At 70.2% G+C, this 20,534-nt stretch carries 22 protein-coding genes; 16 read left to right on the top strand and 6 right to left on the bottom strand.

What is annotated here, in order from left to right:
- Nucleotides 1-113 precede the first annotated feature (113 nt).
- Nucleotides 114-1,022, bottom strand: a complete 909-nt coding sequence (locus ACQUQD_RS00110) for a helix-turn-helix transcriptional regulator (protein ID WP_428949807.1) — start codon at nucleotides 1,020-1,022, stop codon at nucleotides 114-116.
- A gap of 196 nt (nucleotides 1,023-1,218) precedes the next feature.
- Here ACQUQD_RS00110 and ACQUQD_RS00105 point away from each other — a divergent pair, with 196 nt between their 5' ends.
- The 4 genes from ACQUQD_RS00105 (at nucleotide 1,219) to ACQUQD_RS00090 (ending at nucleotide 4,972) form a co-directional block, all read left to right on the top strand.
- A complete protein-coding gene (locus ACQUQD_RS00105; RefSeq protein WP_428949806.1) occupies nucleotides 1,219-2,196 on the top strand; it encodes an aldo/keto reductase in 978 nt (325 codons plus the stop codon).
- Between the two features lie 70 nt (nucleotides 2,197-2,266).
- Nucleotides 2,267-3,295 (top strand): zinc-binding dehydrogenase, encoded by a 1,029-nt coding sequence (locus tag ACQUQD_RS00100; protein WP_428949805.1) that lies wholly within the window; start codon nucleotides 2,267-2,269, stop codon nucleotides 3,293-3,295.
- Nucleotides 3,296-3,344: 49 nt separating this feature from the next.
- Nucleotides 3,345-4,196 carry an aldo/keto reductase gene (locus ACQUQD_RS00095; protein WP_428949804.1) on the top strand — a complete coding sequence of 284 codons (852 nt, stop codon included), beginning with the start codon at nucleotides 3,345-3,347 and terminating at the stop codon, nucleotides 4,194-4,196.
- A gap of 71 nt (nucleotides 4,197-4,267) precedes the next feature.
- Nucleotides 4,268-4,972, top strand: coding sequence for a flavodoxin (locus ACQUQD_RS00090; RefSeq protein ID WP_428949803.1), 705 nt, complete (start codon nucleotides 4,268-4,270; stop codon nucleotides 4,970-4,972).
- Between the two features lie 129 nt (nucleotides 4,973-5,101).
- Here the strand turns inward: ACQUQD_RS00090 and ACQUQD_RS00085 are convergent, their stop codons facing one another.
- Nucleotides 5,102-6,142: a DNA polymerase Y family protein gene (locus ACQUQD_RS00085; protein ID WP_428949802.1), complete on the bottom strand. Its 1,041-nt coding sequence runs from the start codon at nucleotides 6,140-6,142 to the stop codon at nucleotides 5,102-5,104.
- Nucleotides 6,139-6,444, bottom strand: a complete 306-nt coding sequence (locus ACQUQD_RS00080; protein WP_428949801.1) for a hypothetical protein — start codon at nucleotides 6,442-6,444, stop codon at nucleotides 6,139-6,141. Before ACQUQD_RS00080 ends, ACQUQD_RS00085 begins: the two co-directional genes overlap by 4 nt.
- Nucleotides 6,445-6,904: 460 nt before the next feature.
- On the opposite strand from ACQUQD_RS00080, the gene ACQUQD_RS00075 reads away from it, so the two are divergent.
- Together ACQUQD_RS00075 and ACQUQD_RS00070 are read left to right on the top strand one after the other, a co-directional pair.
- Nucleotides 6,905-7,513, top strand: a complete 609-nt coding sequence (locus ACQUQD_RS00075; RefSeq protein ID WP_428949800.1) for a hypothetical protein — start codon at nucleotides 6,905-6,907, stop codon at nucleotides 7,511-7,513.
- 416 nt (nucleotides 7,514-7,929) lie between these two features.
- The gene (locus ACQUQD_RS00070) at nucleotides 7,930-8,655 is read left to right on the top strand and encodes a hypothetical protein (RefSeq protein WP_428949799.1); all 726 of its coding nucleotides are present in this window, start codon (nucleotides 7,930-7,932) and stop codon (nucleotides 8,653-8,655) included.
- 1,075 nt (nucleotides 8,656-9,730) lie between these two features.
- On the opposite strand, the gene ACQUQD_RS00065 is transcribed toward ACQUQD_RS00070, so the two are convergent.
- Nucleotides 9,731-10,144 carry a hypothetical protein gene (locus ACQUQD_RS00065; protein ID WP_428949798.1) on the bottom strand — a complete coding sequence of 138 codons (414 nt, stop codon included), beginning with the start codon at nucleotides 10,142-10,144 and terminating at the stop codon, nucleotides 9,731-9,733.
- A gap of 160 nt (nucleotides 10,145-10,304) precedes the next feature.
- On the opposite strand from ACQUQD_RS00065, the gene ACQUQD_RS00060 reads away from it, so the two are divergent.
- The 7 genes from ACQUQD_RS00060 (at nucleotide 10,305) to ACQUQD_RS00030 (ending at nucleotide 16,705) form a co-directional block, all read left to right on the top strand.
- On the top strand, nucleotides 10,305-10,520 hold the full coding sequence (locus tag ACQUQD_RS00060; protein ID WP_428949797.1) for a hypothetical protein: 216 nt from the start codon (nucleotides 10,305-10,307) through the stop codon (nucleotides 10,518-10,520).
- Between the two features lie 570 nt (nucleotides 10,521-11,090).
- Nucleotides 11,091-11,528 carry a hypothetical protein gene (locus ACQUQD_RS00055; RefSeq protein WP_428949796.1) on the top strand — a complete coding sequence of 146 codons (438 nt, stop codon included), beginning with the start codon at nucleotides 11,091-11,093 and terminating at the stop codon, nucleotides 11,526-11,528.
- A gap of 725 nt (nucleotides 11,529-12,253) precedes the next feature.
- Nucleotides 12,254-12,625 (top strand): hypothetical protein, encoded by a 372-nt coding sequence (locus tag ACQUQD_RS00050; protein ID WP_428949795.1) that lies wholly within the window; start codon nucleotides 12,254-12,256, stop codon nucleotides 12,623-12,625.
- Between the two features lie 135 nt (nucleotides 12,626-12,760).
- Complete coding sequence (locus ACQUQD_RS00045; RefSeq protein WP_428949794.1) at nucleotides 12,761-13,036, top strand: helix-turn-helix transcriptional regulator; 276 nt, start codon at nucleotides 12,761-12,763, stop codon at nucleotides 13,034-13,036.
- 217 nt (nucleotides 13,037-13,253) lie between these two features.
- Nucleotides 13,254-13,850, top strand: a complete 597-nt coding sequence (locus ACQUQD_RS00040; RefSeq protein WP_428949793.1) for a helix-turn-helix domain-containing protein — start codon at nucleotides 13,254-13,256, stop codon at nucleotides 13,848-13,850.
- 1,011 nt (nucleotides 13,851-14,861) lie between these two features.
- Nucleotides 14,862-15,989 (top strand): hypothetical protein, encoded by a 1,128-nt coding sequence (locus ACQUQD_RS00035; protein ID WP_428949792.1) that lies wholly within the window; start codon nucleotides 14,862-14,864, stop codon nucleotides 15,987-15,989.
- Complete coding sequence (locus ACQUQD_RS00030) at nucleotides 15,989-16,705, top strand: helix-turn-helix domain containing protein (protein WP_428949791.1); 717 nt, start codon at nucleotides 15,989-15,991, stop codon at nucleotides 16,703-16,705. Before ACQUQD_RS00035 ends, ACQUQD_RS00030 begins: the two co-directional genes overlap by 1 nt.
- A gap of 106 nt (nucleotides 16,706-16,811) precedes the next feature.
- Here ACQUQD_RS00030 and ACQUQD_RS00025 read toward each other — a convergent pair whose 3' ends face one another.
- On the bottom strand, nucleotides 16,812-16,997 hold the full coding sequence (locus tag ACQUQD_RS00025; RefSeq protein WP_428949790.1) for a hypothetical protein: 186 nt from the start codon (nucleotides 16,995-16,997) through the stop codon (nucleotides 16,812-16,814).
- A 525-nt stretch (nucleotides 16,998-17,522) separates the two neighbouring features.
- Between ACQUQD_RS00025 and ACQUQD_RS00020 the strand changes: the two genes are divergently transcribed.
- Nucleotides 17,523-18,086, top strand: coding sequence for a hypothetical protein (locus ACQUQD_RS00020; RefSeq protein ID WP_428949789.1), 564 nt, complete (start codon nucleotides 17,523-17,525; stop codon nucleotides 18,084-18,086).
- Nucleotides 18,073-18,507, top strand: coding sequence for a hypothetical protein (locus ACQUQD_RS00015; RefSeq protein ID WP_428949788.1), 435 nt, complete (start codon nucleotides 18,073-18,075; stop codon nucleotides 18,505-18,507). The genes ACQUQD_RS00020 and ACQUQD_RS00015 overlap by 14 nt, the downstream gene beginning before the upstream one ends.
- Before the next feature lie 243 nt (nucleotides 18,508-18,750).
- Here the strand turns inward: ACQUQD_RS00015 and ACQUQD_RS00010 are convergent, their stop codons facing one another.
- Complete coding sequence (locus tag ACQUQD_RS00010) at nucleotides 18,751-19,359, bottom strand: TetR/AcrR family transcriptional regulator (RefSeq protein WP_428949787.1); 609 nt, start codon at nucleotides 19,357-19,359, stop codon at nucleotides 18,751-18,753.
- Between the two features lie 61 nt (nucleotides 19,360-19,420).
- Here ACQUQD_RS00010 and ACQUQD_RS00005 point away from each other — a divergent pair.
- On the top strand, nucleotides 19,421-20,534 hold a 1,114-nt coding region (locus ACQUQD_RS00005; RefSeq protein ID WP_428949786.1), incomplete at its 3' end, for a flavin monoamine oxidase family protein.

The following is a 20,534-nucleotide window of genomic DNA, read 5'->3' as shown; positions in this document are numbered from 1 at the left end:
GGCGGACCTATGGTCCTGAAGTCCAGGGCTCCGATGAACCTCACGAGCGCCGGTGGGCGATGTCGTTTGCCAACGAACATAGTCGTGCCAGGGAGAGGGCCGAGCCACGCCGCTTACGGCTGCCGACCGGTGGCTTTCGGGGCTGCGACAGGGCGTTCGGCAGGTCGGGGCGCGGTCATGTCGAGCAGGAGCAGGGCGTCGTGGTCGGGGGTGCCGGGTTCGGCTGTGTAGACGCCGATGCGCTGGCCGGGGGTGCCTTCGACGTGCAGGGACTGCGAGGTGAGGGTGAGCGTGCCGACCTGCGGGTGCTGGAACGTCTTGTGCGTGGGCTTGCGGCCGGTTACCTCGTAGCGTTCCCACAGTCCCGCGAAGTCGGGGCTCTTCAGGAGGAGTTCGCCGACGAGGTTGGTGAGGTCGGGCGCGTCCGGAGCGGTGCCTGCGATGGCGCGCAGGCGGGCGACGCAGGCGGTGATCTGTCGGTCCCAGTCGGGGAACAGATCGCGCGCGGCGGGGTGCAGGAAGAGGTAGCGGGCCAGGTTGCGATGCTTGACCGGCCAGTCGTCGAGGCCCGCGTACAGGGCGAGGCCGCCGGGGTTCCAGGCGAGCATGTCCATGCTGCGGCTGATCACGTAGGCGGGGTTCGGGCGCAGCGATTCCAGCAGCAGCTTGAGGTGGGGACGCACGGTGCGGCTCGGTGCGGGCGGCGGTTCGGAGACGTAGCGGGCGGCGCGGGCGGCGAGCTCGCGCAGGTGCTGGTGCTCCTGGTCGTCCATGCGCAGGGCGCGGGCGAGCGCGTCGAGGACGGCGGGGCTGGGGCGGGTCTCCTTGCCGCGTTCCAGGCGTACGTAGTAGTCGATGCTGATGCCCGCGAGGGTGGCCAGTTCCTCGCGGCGCAGGCCGGGGGTGCGGCGGATGCCGGCGCCGATGGTGAGGCCGACGTGTTCGGGGCTGGTCTGGGTGCGGCGGGCGCGCAGGTAGCGGCCCAGCTCGGCGCCCTCGCTGTGTGCGCTCGTCGATGCCATGACTCCAGTTTCACCCGGTGAGCACGCGCCGCGCGGGCCGGTGGGGGGCCCTGTCATTACCCCCGAAGAGTTCGCCCTGCCACGACGGTGCGATCCAGGCGAAGGTGGATGAGCAAGACGCCGGCTCTCACACCGCCGCGGCATGACCTGCCGAGAGCGAGTGAGCCGGGCGACGCCACGATACGAAGAGGGCGAAATGCGCTACATCAAGCTGCGTGACCTGGAGGTTTCCCGGATCGGTCTGGGCGCGATGGGCATGTCCCACGGCTACACGGGCTCGGGGACGGACGACGCGGAGTCGATCCGTACGGTGCACCGGGCGCTGGAGCTGGGCGTCACGCTCATCGACACCGCCGAGATCTACGGCCCGTACACCAACGAGGAACTACTCGGGAAGGCGCTCAAGGGGCGCCGGGACAAGGTGGTGCTGGCCACCAAGTTCGGCCTGGTCTCGCACGGCGGCGAGGGCGCGTGGAACCTGGACTCCGGCCCGGCCAACATCCGCGCCGCGGTCGAGGGCTCCCTGAAGCGGCTGGGCACCGATTACATCGACCTGTACTACCAGCACCGGGTCGACCCGAACACGCCGATCGAGGAGACCGCGGGCGCGGTCGCTGAGCTGATCGCCGAGGGCAAGGTCCGCGCGTTCGGCCTCTCGGAGGCCGGCCCGGACACGATCCGCCGCGCGCACGCCGTACAACCGGTGACGGCGGTGCAGTCGGAGTACTCCCTGTTCACGCGCGGTATCGAGGAGCGCGTCCTGCCCGTGCTGCGGGAGCTGAACATCGGCCTGGTCCCGTTCTCCCCGCTCGGACGCGGTGTCCTGACCGGCACCGTCCGCTCCACAGACCAGTTCGACGAGAACGACTTCCGGCGCGGCAATCCGCGCTTCACCGGCGAGAACTTCCAGCGCAACCTGGCCCTCGCCGACGAGGTCAAGGCCGTAGCCGACGAGGCCGGGGCCACGCCCGGGCAGGTGGCACTGGCCTGGCTGCTCGCCCAGGGGGACGACATCGCCCCCATTCCCGGCACCAAGCGCGTGAGCCGCATCAAGGAGAACGCCGCCGCCGACGCAGTGACCCTGAGCGCCGAGCAGCTCGACACGCTCTCCAGCCTCCCGCCCGCCGCCGGTGACACCCACACCGAGGCCCAGGCGCGGATGCTCGAACGCTGACCGCCCCCTTCCACCTGCTGGCGCCGCCGACCCGGCGCCGCCGTCCCACCCGTTTGGAGCAACACCTGTCATGCGTGCAGCCGTGATGTACGGAGCCGGGGACGTCCGTGTCGAGGACCGGGCCGACCCGAAGATCGTCCAGCCCGCTGATGCCGTCGTCCGCGTCGTCGCCTCCTGCGTGTGCGGCAGCGACCTGTGGCCGTATGGGGCGATGCCCGCCACGGACACCGGCAGGCCGATGGGCCACGAGTTCCTCGGCGTCGTCGAGGAGACCGGCGCGGACGTCACCGGCCTCAGCGCGGGGGACCTGGTCGTGGCGCCGTTCACCTACAGCGACAACACCTGCGACTACTGCGCGCGGGGCCTGCACATCTCGTGCCGCAACGGCGGCCGGTACGGGTTCGACGGAGTAGATGGCGGGCAGGGTGAGGCCGTCCGCGTCCCGCACGCCGATGGCACCCTCGTGAAGCTGCCGGTGGCCGCCGACTCGGCCCTGATCCCGTCGCTGCTGGCGCTGTCGGACGTGATGACCACCGGCCACCACGGCGCGGTCACCGCCGGTGTCGGGCGCGGCGACACGGTGCTGGTCGTGGGGGACGGCGCGGTCGGCCTGTGCGCGGTCATCGCCGCCCACCGCCTCGGCGCCGAGCGGATCGTCCTCGCGGGCCGCCATGAAGCACGTACGGATCTCGGGCGGCACTTCGGCGCCACCGACGTGGTCGCCGAACGCGGTGAAGCGGGCATCGCCCGCATCCGTGAGCTGACCGGAAACGTGGACAAGGTCATCGAGGCCGTCGGCACCCGGCCGGCCCTCGACACGGCGCTCGGCGCGGTGAGGGACGGCGGCACCATCAGCCGCCTCGGCGTCCCCCAGTACGAGCAGGCCCCGATCGGCCCGGCCGAGTTCATGCGCAACATCACCCTGACCGGCGGCGCCAGCCCCGCCCGCGCCTACATCGAGCAGCTCCTGCCCGACGTCCTGGACGGCACCATCGCCCCCGGCCGCGTCTTCGACCAGACCTACGCCCTCGACCAGACGCCGCAGGCGTACCGGGCCATGGCCGACCGCCAGGTCCTCAAGGCCCTCATCCGCCCCTGACCGGCCTTCGTCCCAGCAACACCCCCACGCAGCGAAGGAATCTCCCCTCATGCAGACCGTGACCCTCAACAACGGCGTCGAGATGCCGATCCTCGGCTTCGGCGTCTACCAGATCCCCGCCGACGACACCGAGCGCGCCGTCACCGACGCACTCGCCGCCGGCTACCGACTCCTGGACACCGCCGCCGCCTACGGCAACGAAGAAGCCGTCGGCCACGCCATCAAGAACAGCGGCATCCCCCGAAAGGACCTCTTCGTCACCACCAAGCTGTGGGTCCAGGACGCCCCCGCCCAGGACAACACCCGCCGCGCCCTGGAGACCTCACTGACCAAGCTGGGACTGGACCACGTCGACCTGTACCTGATGCACCAGCCCTTCGGTGACGTATACGGCCAGTGGCGTGCCATGGAAGCCGCCCACCGTGAGGGCCTGACCCGGGCCATCGGCGTTGCCAACTTCTACCCCGACCGCCTCCTGGACCTGATCTTCAACAACGAGATCACCCCGCAGGTCAACCAGATCGAGACCCACCCGTTCTTCCAGCGCACGACCGACAACGACCTCATGCGCGAGCACGGCGTCCAGCATCAAGCCTGGGGCGGCTTCGCCGAAGGAAAGAACGGCCTGTTCACCCACCCCGTCCTCAGCGAGATCGGCGCCGCGCACGGCAAGTCCGTCGCCCAGGTCGTACTGCGCTGGCTCATCCAGCGCGACATCGTCACCATCCCCAAGTCGGTCAACCCCGACCGGATGGCACAGAACCTCGACGTCTTCGACTTCGAGCTCACCGGCGACGACATGGAGCGGATCGCCGCCCTGGACACCGGATCGACGCTGTTCTTCGACCACCACGACCCCGAGATGGTCGCCTGGCTCTCCAAGCGCCGCCTGGACGCCTGACCCACACCCGCACAGGGGCGAGCGCCCTCGGCGCCGCTCGCCCCCGGCCGCCTACCGCGCGAAGGACGACCGTGACGCAGCAGAACCACCCGTCGGCCCGGCGTCGCACCATCCTGCGCGCAGCGCTGCTGACCGGAGCCACCACCATGACCGCACCGCACCTCACCAGCTGCTCACCCGGAAACGACCAGCCACCGTCCGACCGGCAGCGCCCGTCAACGAGTCAGACCACGAACGCCCCCGTGGCGCGGCCCAAGGTCCTGCTGGCGTACTTCTCGCGTGCCGGCGAGAACTACCACTACGGCGATCGCACCACGCTCAAGGTCGGTAATACCGAGGTTCTGGCCCACAAGATCAGCGATCTCATCGACTGCGACGTCTACCGGATCGAGCCCGCCGTCCCATACCCCGACAGTTACGACGCGACCGTCGAGCGCAACGTGCGCGAACAGAACGCCGACGCGCGCCCCGCCATTAAAGGCGCGCTGCCCAGCCTCGATGACTACGACACCGTGCTGCTGGGAAGCCCCATCTGGAACGTCCGGGCACCCATGATCATGACGACCTTCACGGAGCGCCTCGACTTCACCGGCAAGACCGTCGCTCCCGTCACTACCCACGCCATGAGCGGCCTGGGCACCACCGCACGGGACTATGCAGCCTCCTGCCGCGGCGCCTCGTTCGCCGACGGCCTCGCCGTCCAAGGCGAGAAGGTTGAGCAAGCCGACCGCGCCGTCAAAGCCTGGCTGCAACGCATCAAGGTGGCAGCACCCTGACCGCGAGCGTTCCGCTCGGAACGCCCACGCCACGATTGGAAGCGGCCGGGCTCGCGCCGTGAGCCTGACGAGCCTGCCGCCGTTGATCACGCGTCAATGCTCTCGGTGCCGCGATGCAGGAACGGGCCCTCATGAGTCCAACACCGGCCCGCAGAACGAGGTAGCCGGGGCCACTGTGCCCGCACCGAACCGGGCGTTGAGCTGGTCGATCACTGGCTCAACACGCAACCACGATGCCCGGGCCGGGTCGAATGTCAGCTGTGTGTACGCCTGCTCGGCGTTCACGATTCGTTCTGCGACGACCGTGAGCCGGCGGATCCGCGCGCGCTGCAGAGCGAAGCCGCCCAGGATCGCGTACGTGGCCCCGCGCAGGACATCGGTGTGACCCGAGGGCTCGGCCACAGTCCGGGTCGTGGACACTGTCTGGCCATCGGCCAGCCGCACCATCACAGTGACTCCGCCTGCCGCCTGCCGCCTGCCGCCTGCCGCCTGCCGCCTGCCGCCTGCCGCCTGCCGCCTGCCGCCTGCCGCCTGCTGCGCGAGGCGCAGGCGGCCGCCCAACTCAGCTGCGAGGCGTGCCGCGGTTGTCCGGAGCTGTTCACTGTCGAGGACATCCTGCGCGAAGTCGGCCCGGACGCTACAGGATCTCGGCGTGCCGCCTGGGGAGATTGCACGGCGGTCCGTCCCGCGTGCGCGCTCCTGCAGCACTCGCCCGTGCCGGCCCAGAATGCGGAGCGCGGTCGTCGCCGACAACGCGGCCAGCTGCCCGATGCTCCGCACCCCGAAACGACGCAGTGTCTCGGCCTGGGCCCGTCGGATCCCGTACAGGTCCCCTACAGGCAGCGGCCGCAAGAACGCCTCGGTCTCCGCATCGGACACGTGCTTCACGCCGTGGGAACCAGCCCGGGCCGAGGCCATCGCCGCCACCGCCCACGAGGGCCCGATCCCCGCCACCACGTTGAGGCTGAACCAGGCCATCGCCTGCAGCCTCAGCCGATAGGCAAGGTCTGTCGGCCCCGCGTCGAACAGACGCAGGGCCCCGCCGACTTGTGCCACCGCTGCGGTCGGGGGGAGAGCCTGGGCGACCGGCGTGAACCGCTCGATGGCCATCAGGTCGGGCAGCTCTCCGCCTTGCGGCATGCGCAGGTGAAAGAAGACGTGGGCGCTCACTCGCACTCCCCGAGTGCCGGGAGCGTGTCACGAGAACCAGCGAACTGGCTGGGTTTCCCGCCGTAATGGCGCCGCCCACAGGCGAGTTTCTCGTTGGGCAACTGCAGGAGTGTCCGAACCGGTTGGGTTCCCGAGGGGCCGATCCCGATGGTGGTCTGCACGCCGTAGAGGGCGATCGCGCGTATCTGGAGCATCTGCGCGATGCGACGCGGACCGTCGCCGAGGAAGGCCAGCGCACCTGATAGGTCCGCATCCACCAGATCGGACGGCAGAGGCTGCGAGACCGGCGTGAAGTCCTCCACCAACTCAGGCAACTTCTCGAACCATTTAGGGTCCTGTGTCGCGAAGTCCGCGAGAAGGGGCGGGTGGGGGTGGAGTAGGAGTGTGCATCCGGCGCTCCCGGGCCTCTTGTGTCCACGATCAGGTCTGCCTGCGCCACCACCGGTGGCTCGGCCACCGGGGCATGCTCGGCATTTGGCTGGCATCGGCGTACCGGCATCTCGAAACCGCGGTCGATGACCGGTTCTCGGCGGGAGGGGGGCATCCCGGGATTGCGCGCCCTCGGCCTCGCTCTGGGCCGGGGGCGCGCTGCCGTGCGCCGCAACCGCGAGACTGCGGTCAGCGCACGCATGTCCCGTCAGAGTCAGACCGCCGCCGGCGGCAGGCACTTCCAGCTGGGGCATGCCCTTCAGCGCAGCCAGCACCCTCGTCAAGCGCCCGCCGGTTGTACGCGTCAGACACCGCAGTCGAGCGCTGGATCTCGTGCGTGGCTGCTGGCCCCGCGACGTGGTCGGCGCACTGCGCGCCCAGCGGCGTGCCGTCCATGAGCTCGGGCAGATCTTCGTCGAAGGGGTACTGGCCGGTCACGCGTACGGAGCGGTCCGTCAGCTGGGTGACTGCTTTGCCGAGATCCGGCGCCTGCCGGGCCCTCGTCGCTGCTCGGCGTCCTGTGCGGAGCCCGGATGTCTCACCGTCGCCGAAGCCTTCCTCGCTGCGGCCGCCGAGCGGCTCCTGCACGAGGTGCATGCTGCCCAGCAGCTGCTGGACGACGCACCCGAACACTTCCTCGGCGTGGACGAGGTGGTTCGGGACTTCGCAGACGACCTGGAACAGGCCTGCGGACGGGCCATGACGCTGTTGTGGGCCACGGCGGAAGTGGAATGGGCCGGCCACGGCCTCGTCGGAGTTGATCTGCGTGAGGGGGACCTTCAGGGCGTACGGTTCGAGGGTATCCGCTGGGACGCAGCCACCAGCTGGCCCCAGCTGTGGGAGACGCTGATCCGCCGGGCATCACGGCCCGCCACCGACGAGGGCGGAGTCCTCATCGTGTCCGCCGAACCCCACGACAGCGTGGTCGCTGCCGATGTCTGACCAGGGGAGGTCGGGCCGGCATCGTCTGCCTGACGAGTAGGGAATTCTCTCTGCTCCTGCCGGGGGCCGGAGCGCGCCTGCGCGAGGCCGCTGTGTGGTCGGGGAGGCGTATGCCAGGCCCGCGGATCGCGTTGGCTGGCCCGGTCGCGCAGGGACCACGGCACATGCCGCCCAGGTCCGTCGACTCACCTTGGCCCACCTCGCCTGTGGTTCGTCAGTCCCTGGACCGTTCGGCTCGAAGATCCAGCACCTGCACCAAGCCGGTGAGCCCAGTGCCGAGAAGCTGTGATCCGTGCGGGGTGGGTCGGGATCGACGGTGTCCGGCCAGCAGATGGCTGATTGGTGTTCTTCAGGGTCCTGCGTCAGCAGCGCGTGCCGAGAATCAGCTACGCCTTCAACGCTATTGGAGCGTCACATTGACCTACCAGCACCGCGATTTGAACCTGACCGACCCGACGCGCGGCTATCTGCACTTTGTCCTGCACACCGAGCCGGCCCTGGGCGTCGCCGCGTCATCACTGAACGCCGTCGTGCCGATCAAGGGCCAGACCCCCCTCGAGCTGGAATGGCTGGACAGGCTGCAGCGCTGCGAGCCGAACAGTCTGCACTGCGCGCTCGTGGAGCAGTCGAGGATTCCTGCCCTGTTCCAGCCGTGCGTGGAGGACGACCAGCGCAGCCCCTCCACGGCTGCCGGGGCGGTGGGCTGTGTCTGCCGCCGGGCCTACTACGACCCCCAGTCCGGACTCCCGGTCGTCGCCAAACACCTCAAGCAGGCGGGCACCGGGGCAGCCGACCGGTGGACTTTCGACACGTACGCCCCGCTGGCCTTGCGCCCCCTGGACCGGCTCCACCACTTCATGGTCAGCGGCGGCAGGTTCTGGGCCCGTACGGCGAAGGGTGTGCTGTCGATCCTGCCGCAGCAGCGCGGCACCAGGTACAACATCGGCTACAGCGGCGGCGGACCGCACGCCCTGGCCGCCTACCTCACCCAGATCGCGGACAGCGACGGAAGGAACACCGCCGCCGGGGCCCCTTACGAAACGGCCCATCCGGCGATCGTGAAATGGGCCGAGAGCCCGGCCGTGTGGCGAGGAACGAACGAACTGACCCTGCAGGACCTCAAAGCACTGCAGCAAGGCTGACTCTGGCCGCCGCAGCGAACGCCCGTCAGCGCGCCGCAGAGACCGGCTGCTCCTGCCCGGGCCGGACCCGGCCGCCCGCCCGTGCCGGTATGCCCCGCCGACCGCAACGGCGGTCGTTTCGGGCCGCCGCTCACGCACGCCCGGAGACGGCTGCGGCGCCATTCACGCGGCTGCGCGAGCCCTGCAGGAAGAGCCCGCCCCCCCCAACGCGTGCACTGGACCGGGCTGCCGGCCCGATGGCTGGCCCGCCGGCTCGGCCTGACCACCGGCCCAGACCCGCCCGGAACACGAGGATGCTGCCCGCTCCCGGCACCAGCAGCGCGCCCACATCCAGGACGACGCCCAGGCCTGCACCGGTGGGCCGAGACCGCGCGGACCCGTTGCCCTCGACGCGCTCGCGCACACGGATCGCATCCGCCCGCACCGGTGTGCTCCCGGGGGCCTGTTCGGCCGGACCGTCTGCGTCTCGCCGCGGACAGTCTCAGCGCACCCGGCCCCGGCTTCCACGCATCTGCGGGACCCGCCGCGATGGGAAGTGCTCTGTGGGGCCGGTTATCGGGCCAGGCCGCCGCTGAGAGGCTGAGCGCCGCTTCGGGTATGCAGGCCAGAAGGCGGCGAGGCCGGCTGCGTCCGCTCTTGGCGACGCGGCTGATCGGTGAGTCACCTGTAGCGGATCTGACGTCGAGCGCGCAGGCCGCCGCAGAAGGGCGCCTCGTCGCGTGGACGCCGTTGTCCGAAAACGCCTGGCGACGAGTGGTTGCCCTCTTACTGACTGTCAGCGGTACGTGCTCTCATACCTACTGCGTGGCCATGCCAATGGCTGTGGCAGGGGGAGGGCGTTGTGGGGAGATCGAAACCGCCAGGTACGAGCGGCATGCGACCCGGTAGACCGCTGGGGTCTGGTGGCAGGCACTGGCGCGACGCGGCCAAAGGGCCGCAATGAGCCGGTGCCCGGCGGCGAGCGGGCCAGCCCGTGGCTGCTCCCGTCGACGTCGTCACGAGCAGCAGGTGACGGTCGGCGGTCCACGGTCATCGTGGGCAGGCTGGTGATCGCCGTGGTGCAGCGGTTGTTGGCTCACCGGTGGGTGCTCCACGTCATCGGAGTGATCGCCGCCTGTGTCCTCGGCCCGTGGGCTCGGCCGGTGCGATCGCGGGCTCGCTGCGAGCGTGACAGGGCTTCAGGCTTCGCGTGCGTGCGGCCGAGACCGACGCCCTGGATCTTCGTGCATTCGAGCCTGCTGCGTGAGATCTGATGCGCCAAGACGGATGCCGGGCAGAGCGAATCGGCGGGGCCGGCGACGTCGTCCGGGACGCTCGTGCAGTCGCCCCCACGGGCCGCGTCTGGCCGATTCAGTGCCAGCACCGGCGCGACGGTGAGCACGGCCCGGCAGCCGGTGCCGGCGTACGCCGGCAAGTCGACGGCACGGCCCGCCAGGTGCTCGGCGCGGCCGTCGGGGGCGTCCTGACGGGCGGCCACTTCCTTCTCCAAGGGGGCCACTTGGGGGCGAGAGCACCGCATGCACCTGGCGGAGCGCCACCTGCTCGGCCAGTGGGCGGTGAGGCCCCGGCCCTTGTCGGCTTGCTCCACCGTGTCCATGCCATCACGCCGACCGAACGTGTTGTCCTGTTCCGCTGGGGGAGTTTCAGCGATGATCTTGACGCTCGATGTGGCCGTCCTGCTCGCCGTCATCATCTACTTCCGCATCCGGCGCCGCGTGCAGGCCAGGAGCCGCTCAGATCAGTGGACGACCGTGGCGATCGTGCTGGTCTTCGGCCTGTTGATTGCCCCGACCGACTTCGGCCAGGGAGTGCTGGAGGTGGTCGGTCAGCTGGCGCAGGGCGTCTCGCAGACCGACCATCCATGACGGCCTGTCTGTGCACTCCGACGGTCATGAAGAGGGCGCTCGGGCCGTCAGGCTGAGGCACAGATGAGCCCATCACCGCCGGTGCGGCGCCGGCGGTCACTTCATAGGGCACGGTCTCGTCCCGGCTACCGCCTGCCTCGCGATCGGCGACGCCTGCTGACGCGGACCCGTTCCCGGGCGAGCTGTGCGCGATCGCCGGCGGCGATGCGGTGCAGCCCGGCTACTGCTCGGTGTGCTGCTTGTCCATAGCTCGTGCCGCCGGACTCATCGCGGGTGTCTGAGTCTGCAAGCGTTTTGCAAGGATGCTGCACCCGGGTGCTGGCAGGGTCTTCCCTGGGTGGGCGGAAGCATGGGGCGCGGCGGAAGCAGGGGGGGCGCGGTGCCGTGCGGTGCAGTTGGGCCGTGCGGTCAGGCGTGGGGCCGCCGCGCCGCCTGCCGACGCGCGGAGAGGCGCAGATGCACACCTGGGGGAAAGGAAGAAGGCGCTGAAGTCGGATTGTCCGCTGTTTCAGGGATTGTCGTTTCGGTGATTTTGCGTCTTCTGCAGTAACAAAAGCACGGGAGGACCAAGTGAAGAGGATTCTACGAGGCCTTGGCGTCGGCTCGATCGCGCTCGCTTGCGTATGCGCGGGTAGCGGCGGGGCCCAGGCGGCCACGGGGCACGGGAAGTCCTACGAAGGCTGCACGAACTACGTGAAGGTGTGGCGCAGCCACGGCAAGGTGTACGCCTACGGCTACCAGAAGTGCAGCAAGAAGCGCAGCGTGCAACGCCCTGAGGCGGCCCTCAGCTCCTACAAGAGCGGGAAGCTGAAGGACTACTCGGGAGGCAAGCTGGGGAGCTGCCACAACAAGAAGTACTGCAAGTCCCCGACCGTCTCGCTGAAGGCCCACAAGGGCTATAAGTACCGGGCGTCGAACACGGGGACCGCGTCGATCGGCGTCCCTGACGAGGGCGACTACTTCTGGCCGAAGCGCACGCACGCCGTGAAGTGGTACACGGCCCGCTAGGAGCCGTCTGCGGCTGCTGGCGCCATGAACGGGCAGGCCCTCCTTGACGTGGGGAGGGCCTGCCCTTCTTGCCGTCTGGCATCAGGTGCCCGGCGGGCGCGGCTGCCGGACGGCACAGGACGACTTCACGGATCACATGGGTGCAGTCCGGGACGGTGGATCCAACGGCAACACTGCCCAGCAGAAGGCCAGGGCGCTGCAGCAGACCGAGGGAATCAGTTGCCACGAATGCCACGAAGCACGGGGCGTTTTCCCACCTCACGCTGATGCGTGGTGAGGGACGAGGACAGCCTTCACGACGTCGGCGATGTGATGGGTGCTGCAGCAGAGCTTTCAGAAGCCGCCAGCCTCTCAAGGGGGCCATGACCTGCTCGCCGACACAGCCAGCAGATCTTGGCGTGGGAGCCTTGATGGCTTCGGTCAAGAGGCAACGGGGGATGGTGGGTGAGAGAAGGTCCCGTCGCGGCCGTCACAGGGGGAGCGGGCGAGCACGCCAGCCACACCATCAACGGACGAGCGCGCCCGCCGGCTCCTGGCCTTCCGCCTGGACAGCTACGGCACGCTGGGCATGGCGGATCCGCGGCGAACTCCACGGCACCCTCGACGTCGGCGATCTGCCCGTCATCTCCCGTCTGCTGCAAGCCGCCTGCCCCGACCCCGACCCCGGCACCGGCGAGCAGCCCCGCTCCGCTTCGGGCTGGACCGCCCAGGAGTCCCGGCGACTGGTGCAGCGCCACCGCCAAGAGCGCGACTTCGGCGTCTTGGCCCAGGAGCTCAACCGACGGCGCGGCGAGATCCACCTAGAACTGGTGCGCCGGGGCGTCATCGCCGGCAAGCCCGGCCCCGCCGTCGAACCCGTCCGCGTACCTGCGCAGTACTCACCGGCCTTTCGGCGGCGCAGGCAACTGCACAGCAACACCCACGCCCGCTGGACAGATGCCGAGAAAGCCCGCCTCGCCCGGCGCAGCGCCGAGGGAGCCGACGCCGAGCAGCTCAGCCGGGAATTCGGACGCACCACAGGGGCCATCGACGACCGACTAGTGAAGATCAACGCCACCGGGCCCGCGGCCGATCAGGCGCGACGCAACCCCCTGTGAAGCCCGCACCGCACGCCCCCCCGCAGGCGGGCGCCCACAGCCTCCGCACGAGCAAGCTCTCTACCAAGGGTGAGTGCACCGACACGGCGCGCTAGGGCTCCCGGAGAAACTCTCATCCCTAAGGAAGCCACTCGCGTGAGCACCGAGCTGGCACGGCAGTTGCGCGCCACTGGCGCCATGCTCCTGCACGAAACCGGCATGACCCAGGCGGAACTCGCCGAAGCGCTCGGCGTGAGCCAGGCCCAGATCGGCCGACGTCGAAGCGGCGCCACTCCGTGGGGCATCGACGACTGCGTCCTGCTGGCCGCCTGCTTCGACATCGACGTCATGGACCTCCTCGCCGGTCCCTCGCCGGCCTGTCACGCAGTGCAGCAGGCACAGCCGTCACCCGGCACGCCTGCACCCAACTGACCGGCCGAGACCGCCTTTCACGCCGAAGCGCTGCGCCCCATGCAGCGCCGTTGACCCTCCGGTCGTCCACGCCCACACCCTCACCCGCCGGCCTTGGCCGAATCCAGGAGAACGGCACCCCCCGCTTTCATTTGACGCCCCGTCATCTCCTGCCTAGTGTTGAGTACGATCAGATATCAGAGTTGACTTGGATGCTCGCGGACGGAAAGGGTGAACGGTGCTGCTGACAACCGGCCAGGCCGCCCAAGAACTCGGCTGCGCCATCACCACGCTGCGCCGCCTGATCCGAGCCGATCTGCTCCCCGGCCTGACACGGCACGGGGTGCGGGTGATGATTCCGCTGGACACCGTGCAGCGCCTGGCCGCCCGCCCAACCGCCGTTCTGCAGCATCTGGATGCGGACGAGGTGGCGGTTCTTCGGGTGGACGCCGCCTGCAGGATCGACGACGAGGACCGGCAATGGTCCGGATTCTCCGCCCTGCTGCCGCCCGAAAGCCTGCTCAAAGCGCTCCGCGGCGGCTGGCGTTGCGACGCCGCCAGCGTCGCCGCCGCAAACGTCCTGCCCGTGACCGTCGCCGGATACGTGGTCGCCGTCCTGGCCCACCTGAACGTGTGGGAGAACTTGCCCCGCGGACGCCGAGCCTTTCCCCACGCCCGCCTGGCCGGATACGTCACCGACCTGACCGCCCCGACCAAACACCTCACCGGTGCCACCCCCGCCGAGCGCGCCCTGGCCGACCATCTCCTGGGAGCCCGCCTGCCCTCCCAGTCCAGCGGCCCCATCGCCTACGTCCCCACCCACCGCACCGCCTGAGCCGAGGAACCGATGGACGCATCCAGCTACAACGCTGCTCTCGCCGACCTGCGCACGGTGCGCGACGACATCAAAAAGGCCCGGGCCGCCCTCGCCAAGCTGGAGGCCGAACGCGACAAGCACCTCGCCCGACTGGCCGGCTACGCCAAGGCCAAGGCCGAACGCATCGCCCCGGCCGCCGGCCTGAGCCTGGCCGAAGTCGTCGCCCGCGTCCCGGCCCTGGCCCCGCAAACGCTGGCCGGCACGGCCCCCGCAAAGCACCAGCCCCCTGCGCCGACGCCCGAGGCCGACCCCACGCTGCCGCACGCGCCACAGCCCCACGTGCCCCCACCCGCCACGGCGCCCGAGCCCGCGGCCGACGAGGGCCCTGATGCACCCCCCACCCGGCTCCCGCGCCGCCTGCAGCACAGGCTCCGCCCGGGGCCGCCCCCGCACGGCAGGACGAGCCGCGCACCCTGCCCTCGATCCCCGACGGCCAGGAAGGCGAGAGTTGGTTCGCCCACACCAGGAGCCTGGCCTCCACTCGGCCCAACTTCGTGCAGCAGACCCGCTCCACCGTCTTCCTCGACACCGACACCGGGATCCTGGTCCACCGCAACGACACCCACCACCTCGATCTCGGCACCCGTTCGGCCGCCGAGATCCTCACCGCGGTCTGCCACGTGCTGCCCGACGGCGCCGACCGCATCTACATCACCGCGGGCGCCCCCTGGCACCGCGACGCCGAGCGCTACCCCTACCTGCGCGACGCGGTCGCCGCCTGGCTGAATGCCCCCGCCCCGGGCTGGCGCACCGACACCGGCCGCGGCCGCGACAAAATGGCCGGACACTTCGTCCACGCCCGCCACCCCGTCGCCCGCTACATGCGCGACGGCGGATCTGCCCACGTGGAAATCCGCTCCATGGGGGAGTGGTTCGACCTCCAGCCCGAGGACCCCCCCGGCCATCGCCCGCGACGCCTTCGTCCTGCTCTGGCAGGCCCTGCGCCGCCACTTCGACGACGCCGTCCTGATGGGCTCGCCCTCCCAGACCGGCCGCGACCTGTGGACCCGCACCATCCCCGCCCGCGGCCAGCACAGCGAGGGCTTCCCCGTCCTGTCCGAAGAACTGCGCGGCCTGCTGCACGCCACCGCCGGACAGGGCCGCAACGAGCTGATCGCCCCGCCCCGTGTGCCCGAACGCCTGCCCCAACTTGTCGAGTACGACCGCACCTTCGCCTACGCCAAGCACACCTGGAAATCCCCCATCGGCACCCCCCGCCGCATCACCGGCCACCAGTTCAGCGCCTGGTCCGAGAAGGAACAGGCCCGCGCCCTGTACGGGTGCGGGCACTGGCACATCCGCGTCACCGTCCCCAATACCTGGGACCACGTCGGCCTGCTGCCCGCCCCTGCCCCCGGCGACCGTGCCTGGCACTACCCGGCCACCCCCGGTGCCACCTTCACCACCTGGGCCGGCGGGCCGGAAGTCCACACCGCCCTGACCAACCCGCTCACCCCGTGGAAGATCCAGGTTCTCGACGGCATCCTGTGGGAGGACGGCAAACCACTGGACGACTGGGCTAAGAAACTCAAGGAAGCCTGGGCCACCCTCACCGCCCAGGCTCACTTCCAGCAAGACCCGCCTCAGGCCCGCGCCGCGCACCTCGCCGCCCGCGCCGTGCGCTCCATCCTCCTGTATGGCATCGGCTCCTTCGCCCAACGCCCCCGCATGGTCACCGGCACCACCCCCCGTACCCAGGAGCGGGACGTTCCCGCGGACGCCGAAATCATCGGCCTTAACGACGAGTTGATCACCTGGCAGCGGCCCACCGGCTTCAGCCGCGACCCCAACGCCCACCCCGAATGGGCCGCCGCCATCTGGTCCGGCGCCCGCGCCGCCCTGCTCACCCAGCGCCACCGCGCCGACGACACCCACGCCGGCGCCCTGCACGCCGCCCCCGGCACCGTCATCGCCTTCCGCACCGACGCCCTCTACCTCACCCAGCCCCAGGCCTGGCCCTATCACCAACAGCCCGGCGACTACCTCAAAAAGGGCTACCTCACCGGCCCGCTGGCCGCACCCACCAGCGAAGAAGAACTCCTGGCCCTGCGCGACGCCGGACGCACCGCCCTCACCACCCCGGCGGCGAGTGTCTGATGCCTCCACGCCGCCGACCGGCCGCCCCGGCACCCCAGTTGAACGAGGCCGCCCAACTCGCCGACCAACTCCAGCAAGCCGGCTGCACTAAACGTGACATCGCCGGCATCATCGACCGCGACCCCTCCCTGGTCTCCCAGTTCTACACAAAGAACAAAGGCGCCGCCTTCGTCCCCGCCCTGCGCCAGGTCCTCGCCGCCATCACTACCGCCGGCATCACCGACCTGACCGAACTCGCCGCCCTCGCCGCCCGTCACACCACCCGCCGCACCACCATCAAAGGCACCCGGGCCCGCGTGCGCACCAAGGCCGTCCTGATCACCCCCACCGGTACCGGCACCGGCCGTGTTGCCGCCCAGGCCATCGCCTCCGGCTCCGCCCGCCTGCGCCCCCTCATCGCGGAAGCTGCCCGCCGCGGCCTCAGACTCGCCTTCACCGTCCGCGTCCACAAGTCCGGCTACGTCCTGCCCTCCGGCAGCCGCACCGACTCACCCGGCATCCGCCGCGACGTCATCCAGCGCACCGACCACACCGAAGAACGCTCCTACGGCTCGGCCGCCACTGGCGGCTTCGACGCAGCCAGCTTTGCCCGACGCGTCGACGCGGCAGGCGGCGACGTCACGGCCGCCGTACAGCAGTGGTTGATCGAGACCGGCCGTATCCAACCCGACGCCCGTATCGTCCACCTCGAAGTACGCACCTGGCAGCCCCGCTGACACGCGGGCAGGAGAGGCCCGGCAACGCCGTCGAATTGCGGTGTTGTTGTGGGGTCGTGATGGGTCTGTGGGCGGTCGTGTCCGGGTTGGGATTAGGCGCTGCACCTCACTGCTGTGTGGTGCCGTATGTCCAGGTGATCAGCTCACGGACCATCTCGAGCACGACGTGCTGCCGGTGCGCCGGCAGGAACGGCCAGGCCGGCCAGGCCGGCCTGGACAGGACGACGACGAGGACGACGGGCAGTAGGCGCAGTGCCGGCAGCAGGCGCGCGGTCCGCTCTGCAGGGAACACGGTCGACCATCCGTTGGCTGGTGTGTGGGGAGTGCTTCAAGGGCTGAGGCCACGGGCAGACGGGCCGACTGTGACCGCGATCGGTAGGACACTGTGGTGCGCGGGGGCCGGACGTGCCGAGCGGCCGGCGGTGCGGGCGGACGTGATGCGGAAGAGGAACTCACCTGACACTCCGGTCGAGTTGTTGTCTCGGATGTCTCCTCCTGCGTCGGATCCGTCCCGCTGCCCCACGCGTTCTCCAACATTTTGGTTCGCGGAGCACATGCGGCGAGCGGCGTGGGGAGAGTCCCGCAGACGCACATACGACAGGTCACGGCCCGTCGCCAGGCGGACCGGACGGCAAGCAAAAGGCAAGGGCGGGCATGTCACCTGACGGCACCGACGGGCGCGACGACACCGTGCGCCCTCGGCGACCGCCGCGCCCCGCCAGCCAGGGCAGCGGGCCTCGTCTGCCCGGACAGCCTCCGAAGGCCCCGGAGCAGTGCGGTGACACGACCGACTCACAGGCCGACGGACGGCTCTTACGTGATCGGCAGATCGTCGACACACTGGCCCGGGCCCCGGTACGACCGGTCTGTCGATGAACTGGTCCGTTACGCGCTCGCGGTGCTGAACGGATGGATGCGCCTGGGCAGCATTTTCGAACGCGTCACCCACCGGGGCTTCGGTGGCCTTCCCCACGACACCCAGGACCTCAAAGAGTTGGGGCGTGACGGCGACCTGCGCCAGGAGCCGGCCATGATGACCGCGGCCCGGGCCCTGCCGCGATTGCGGCAGCGCGCCCTGGTCGAGCGGCTGGACAGCCAGGAACGGCGCCTCAAGGCCGTTGGGCTGCAGCGCACCAGCCACGACCTCCCGCACCATGACGCACGCCTGGCCGAGGTACTCGGGAACATGTGGGTGGCCGCGGTCCTTGAAGAGATCCAGGATCCGCGCACCCGGGCGGCAGCAGCCCTGACGTACGACGGATACTCGCAAGAAGAGATCCGACACATCCTGGACGCACCCTCGGCTCGAGCCATCGAAGGGCTGCCTCAGTGCCGTCACGATCTACCGGTACTTCGACAGCAAGGAAATGCTCGTCCTTGAAGGGTTCCAGGAGAAGTACGGGCCCTGCCTGAGCACGTTGCGTGCACAGACCGCGGAAGAGGACGTCCCGACCGTCCTCAGCCGGGCCGTCTGCGCGCGCCTCACGATGACAGCCGAGGACCGCGAGCGCGTGCTCATGGCCGGAGACGTGATCGACGAAGCGCCCGCTGCCCGCGCCCGCCTGTGGGACATCCTCGCCGAACACTGCAGCGCGACCGCACATGCGATCGCGGAACGCAGCGGAGCCGCACCCGACGACATGGCCGTGCAACTCTCCGCGCGCATCGCGGTACTCATCGCCGAGACAGCCGGCGACCGTTTCCGGGCCAACCCCGGCGGTGCCGAACCGCAGGACATCGCCCGAGACCTCATGCGAGTACTGCGGGACGGCAAAGTGGTGCTGCCCGACCCGGACGCGTGACCTCGACGGCGGGAACTGCCGGACCATAGGCACCGTGCCCGGGCTCAAACCGACCCGGCACGGACATGCGGGTGACCAGCGCTGCCGTGTTACGGCTCTGCAGCCACACTGGCCCGGGGCCGGTGACCTCGAAGACCAGTCCCTGGCCGCACTTCAGGGTCTCCGTCAGCCCGTGGGGGCGGGGTTTGCCCGGATGGCCCGGTCGGCGGTTCGCAGGTGCGGGCCGGTCCACGTCGCTGCGGGTTATGCGCAGGGCGGGGTGGCGTCCGTGGTCACCCCGTCGATGAGATCGCGGACGAGTTCCGCGGCCTGGGACCGGGCTTGCTCCGGTGCGTCGCTGTCGGCGATCGCGAGGGACAGTTCTGTGAGCGCGCCGTAGAAGGCCCCGGCTACCAGGTTGGCCGGGTGGGGACGTAGGCGTCCGGCATCGAGCGCGGCATTGACGACGTCGAGGACCAGGGCGCCGAGGTGGAGCTGGTCCAGCTCACGCCAGCGTTGCCAGCCCAGGGCGATGGGCCCCTGCTGGAGCACGATGTGCCGGTAGGCGCCGTCGCTGCAGACGTCGAGGAACGCGCCGACCGCCCGGGAGGCCCGCTCACGCGGATCGTCCACGGGGGCGATCGCCGTCCGGATGTGCTGGGTGGCCTGCCGCTCCAGCTCCTCGAAGACTGCTGCGAAGAGGCCGGGCTTGCCGTCGAAGTGGTGGTAGAGAGCGCCTCGTGTCAGCCCTGCGGTACGCACCAACTCCTCTGCGGAGACGCTGGCGTAGTCCCGCTCGGTGAAGAGCCGCAGTCCCGTCTCGAGCAGGGCGCGGCGCGTGTTCTCCGCGTACTTCTCTCGCAGCGTTTCCATACGCCATGGATATCACATACGTTGTGTATGTCAGATGCGTTCTGTATGAGAGGTGGGCGTGGTGGAGAAGTCCGTGGACGTCGTGATCGTCGGCGCCGGAGTGGCCGGGCTGGTGGCCGCCCGTGACCTCGTACGGAACGGGGCGGATGTGCTCGTCCTGGAGGCACGCGACCGTGTCGGCGGACGCCTCCTGAACGGCGAGCTGCCAGGTGGCGCCCCCATCGAGGTGGGCGGGCAGTGGGTCGGCCCGACCCAGCGTCACGCCATGAAGCTGATCAGGGAACTCGGCCTGCGGACCTACCCCACGTACGGCGACGGTGAGCACATCGCGGAGTTCCGCTCCACCCGCTCCCGGTACAAGGGCCGCATCCCCAAGCTCAACCCGCTCGTCCTCGCCGACATCGGACAGGCCCAGTACCGACTGGACCGGACAGCCCGGCAGGTCGCGGCGGCCGAGCCGTGGCTGGCGTCCCGGGCCGAGAAGCTCGACCGGCAGACCTTCGACACCTGGCTGCGCAGGACCGCGCACACCGAAGGCGGCCGGGACTTCTTCCGGCTGGTCACCGAGGCGGTCTTCGCCGCCGAGCCGGAAGACGTGTCCGCGCTATGGGCCGCGTTCTACATCGGCGCCGCCGGAGGCGTCGACCAGATGATCAACGTCGAGGGCGCAGCCCAGCAGGACCGCGTCGTCGGCGGAACGCAGCGCATTGCGCTCGAACTGGCGGAGAAGCTCGGGGGCCGGATCGTCCTGGAGGCGCCCGTCACCGACATCGACTGGCGGCCCACAGCGACCTCCGGCGTCCGCATCACCACTCGCAGCGGCCTGACCGTCCGCGCCCGGCGGGCCGTAGTCGCCGTCCCGCCGCCGCTGGCCGCCCGTATCCGCTACACCCCGGGTCTGCCCGGCGACCGGGACCAGCTCGTCCAGCGGATGCCGATGGGCCGCGTCATCAAGATCAACATCGCCTACGGCGAGCCGTTCTGGCGCCACGCCGGCCTCAGCGGCCAGGCCAACAGCACCCACCGTCCCTTCGGCACCGTCCTCGACAACACACCTCATGACGGGTCGTGCGGCGTGCTCGTCGGCTTCCTCGAAGGACGCCACGCCGACACCGGCTCCCGCATGGACCCCGACGAGCGCCGCGCCATGGTGCTCAACGATCTCGCCGGTTACT

Source organism: Streptomyces sp. cg35 (genome assembly GCF_050410835.1).
Lineage (GTDB): Bacteria > Actinomycetota > Actinomycetes > Streptomycetales > Streptomycetaceae > Streptomyces.
The sequence above is the reverse complement of the archived record's forward strand: the minus strand, read 5'-3'. Positions and strand labels throughout refer to the sequence as shown.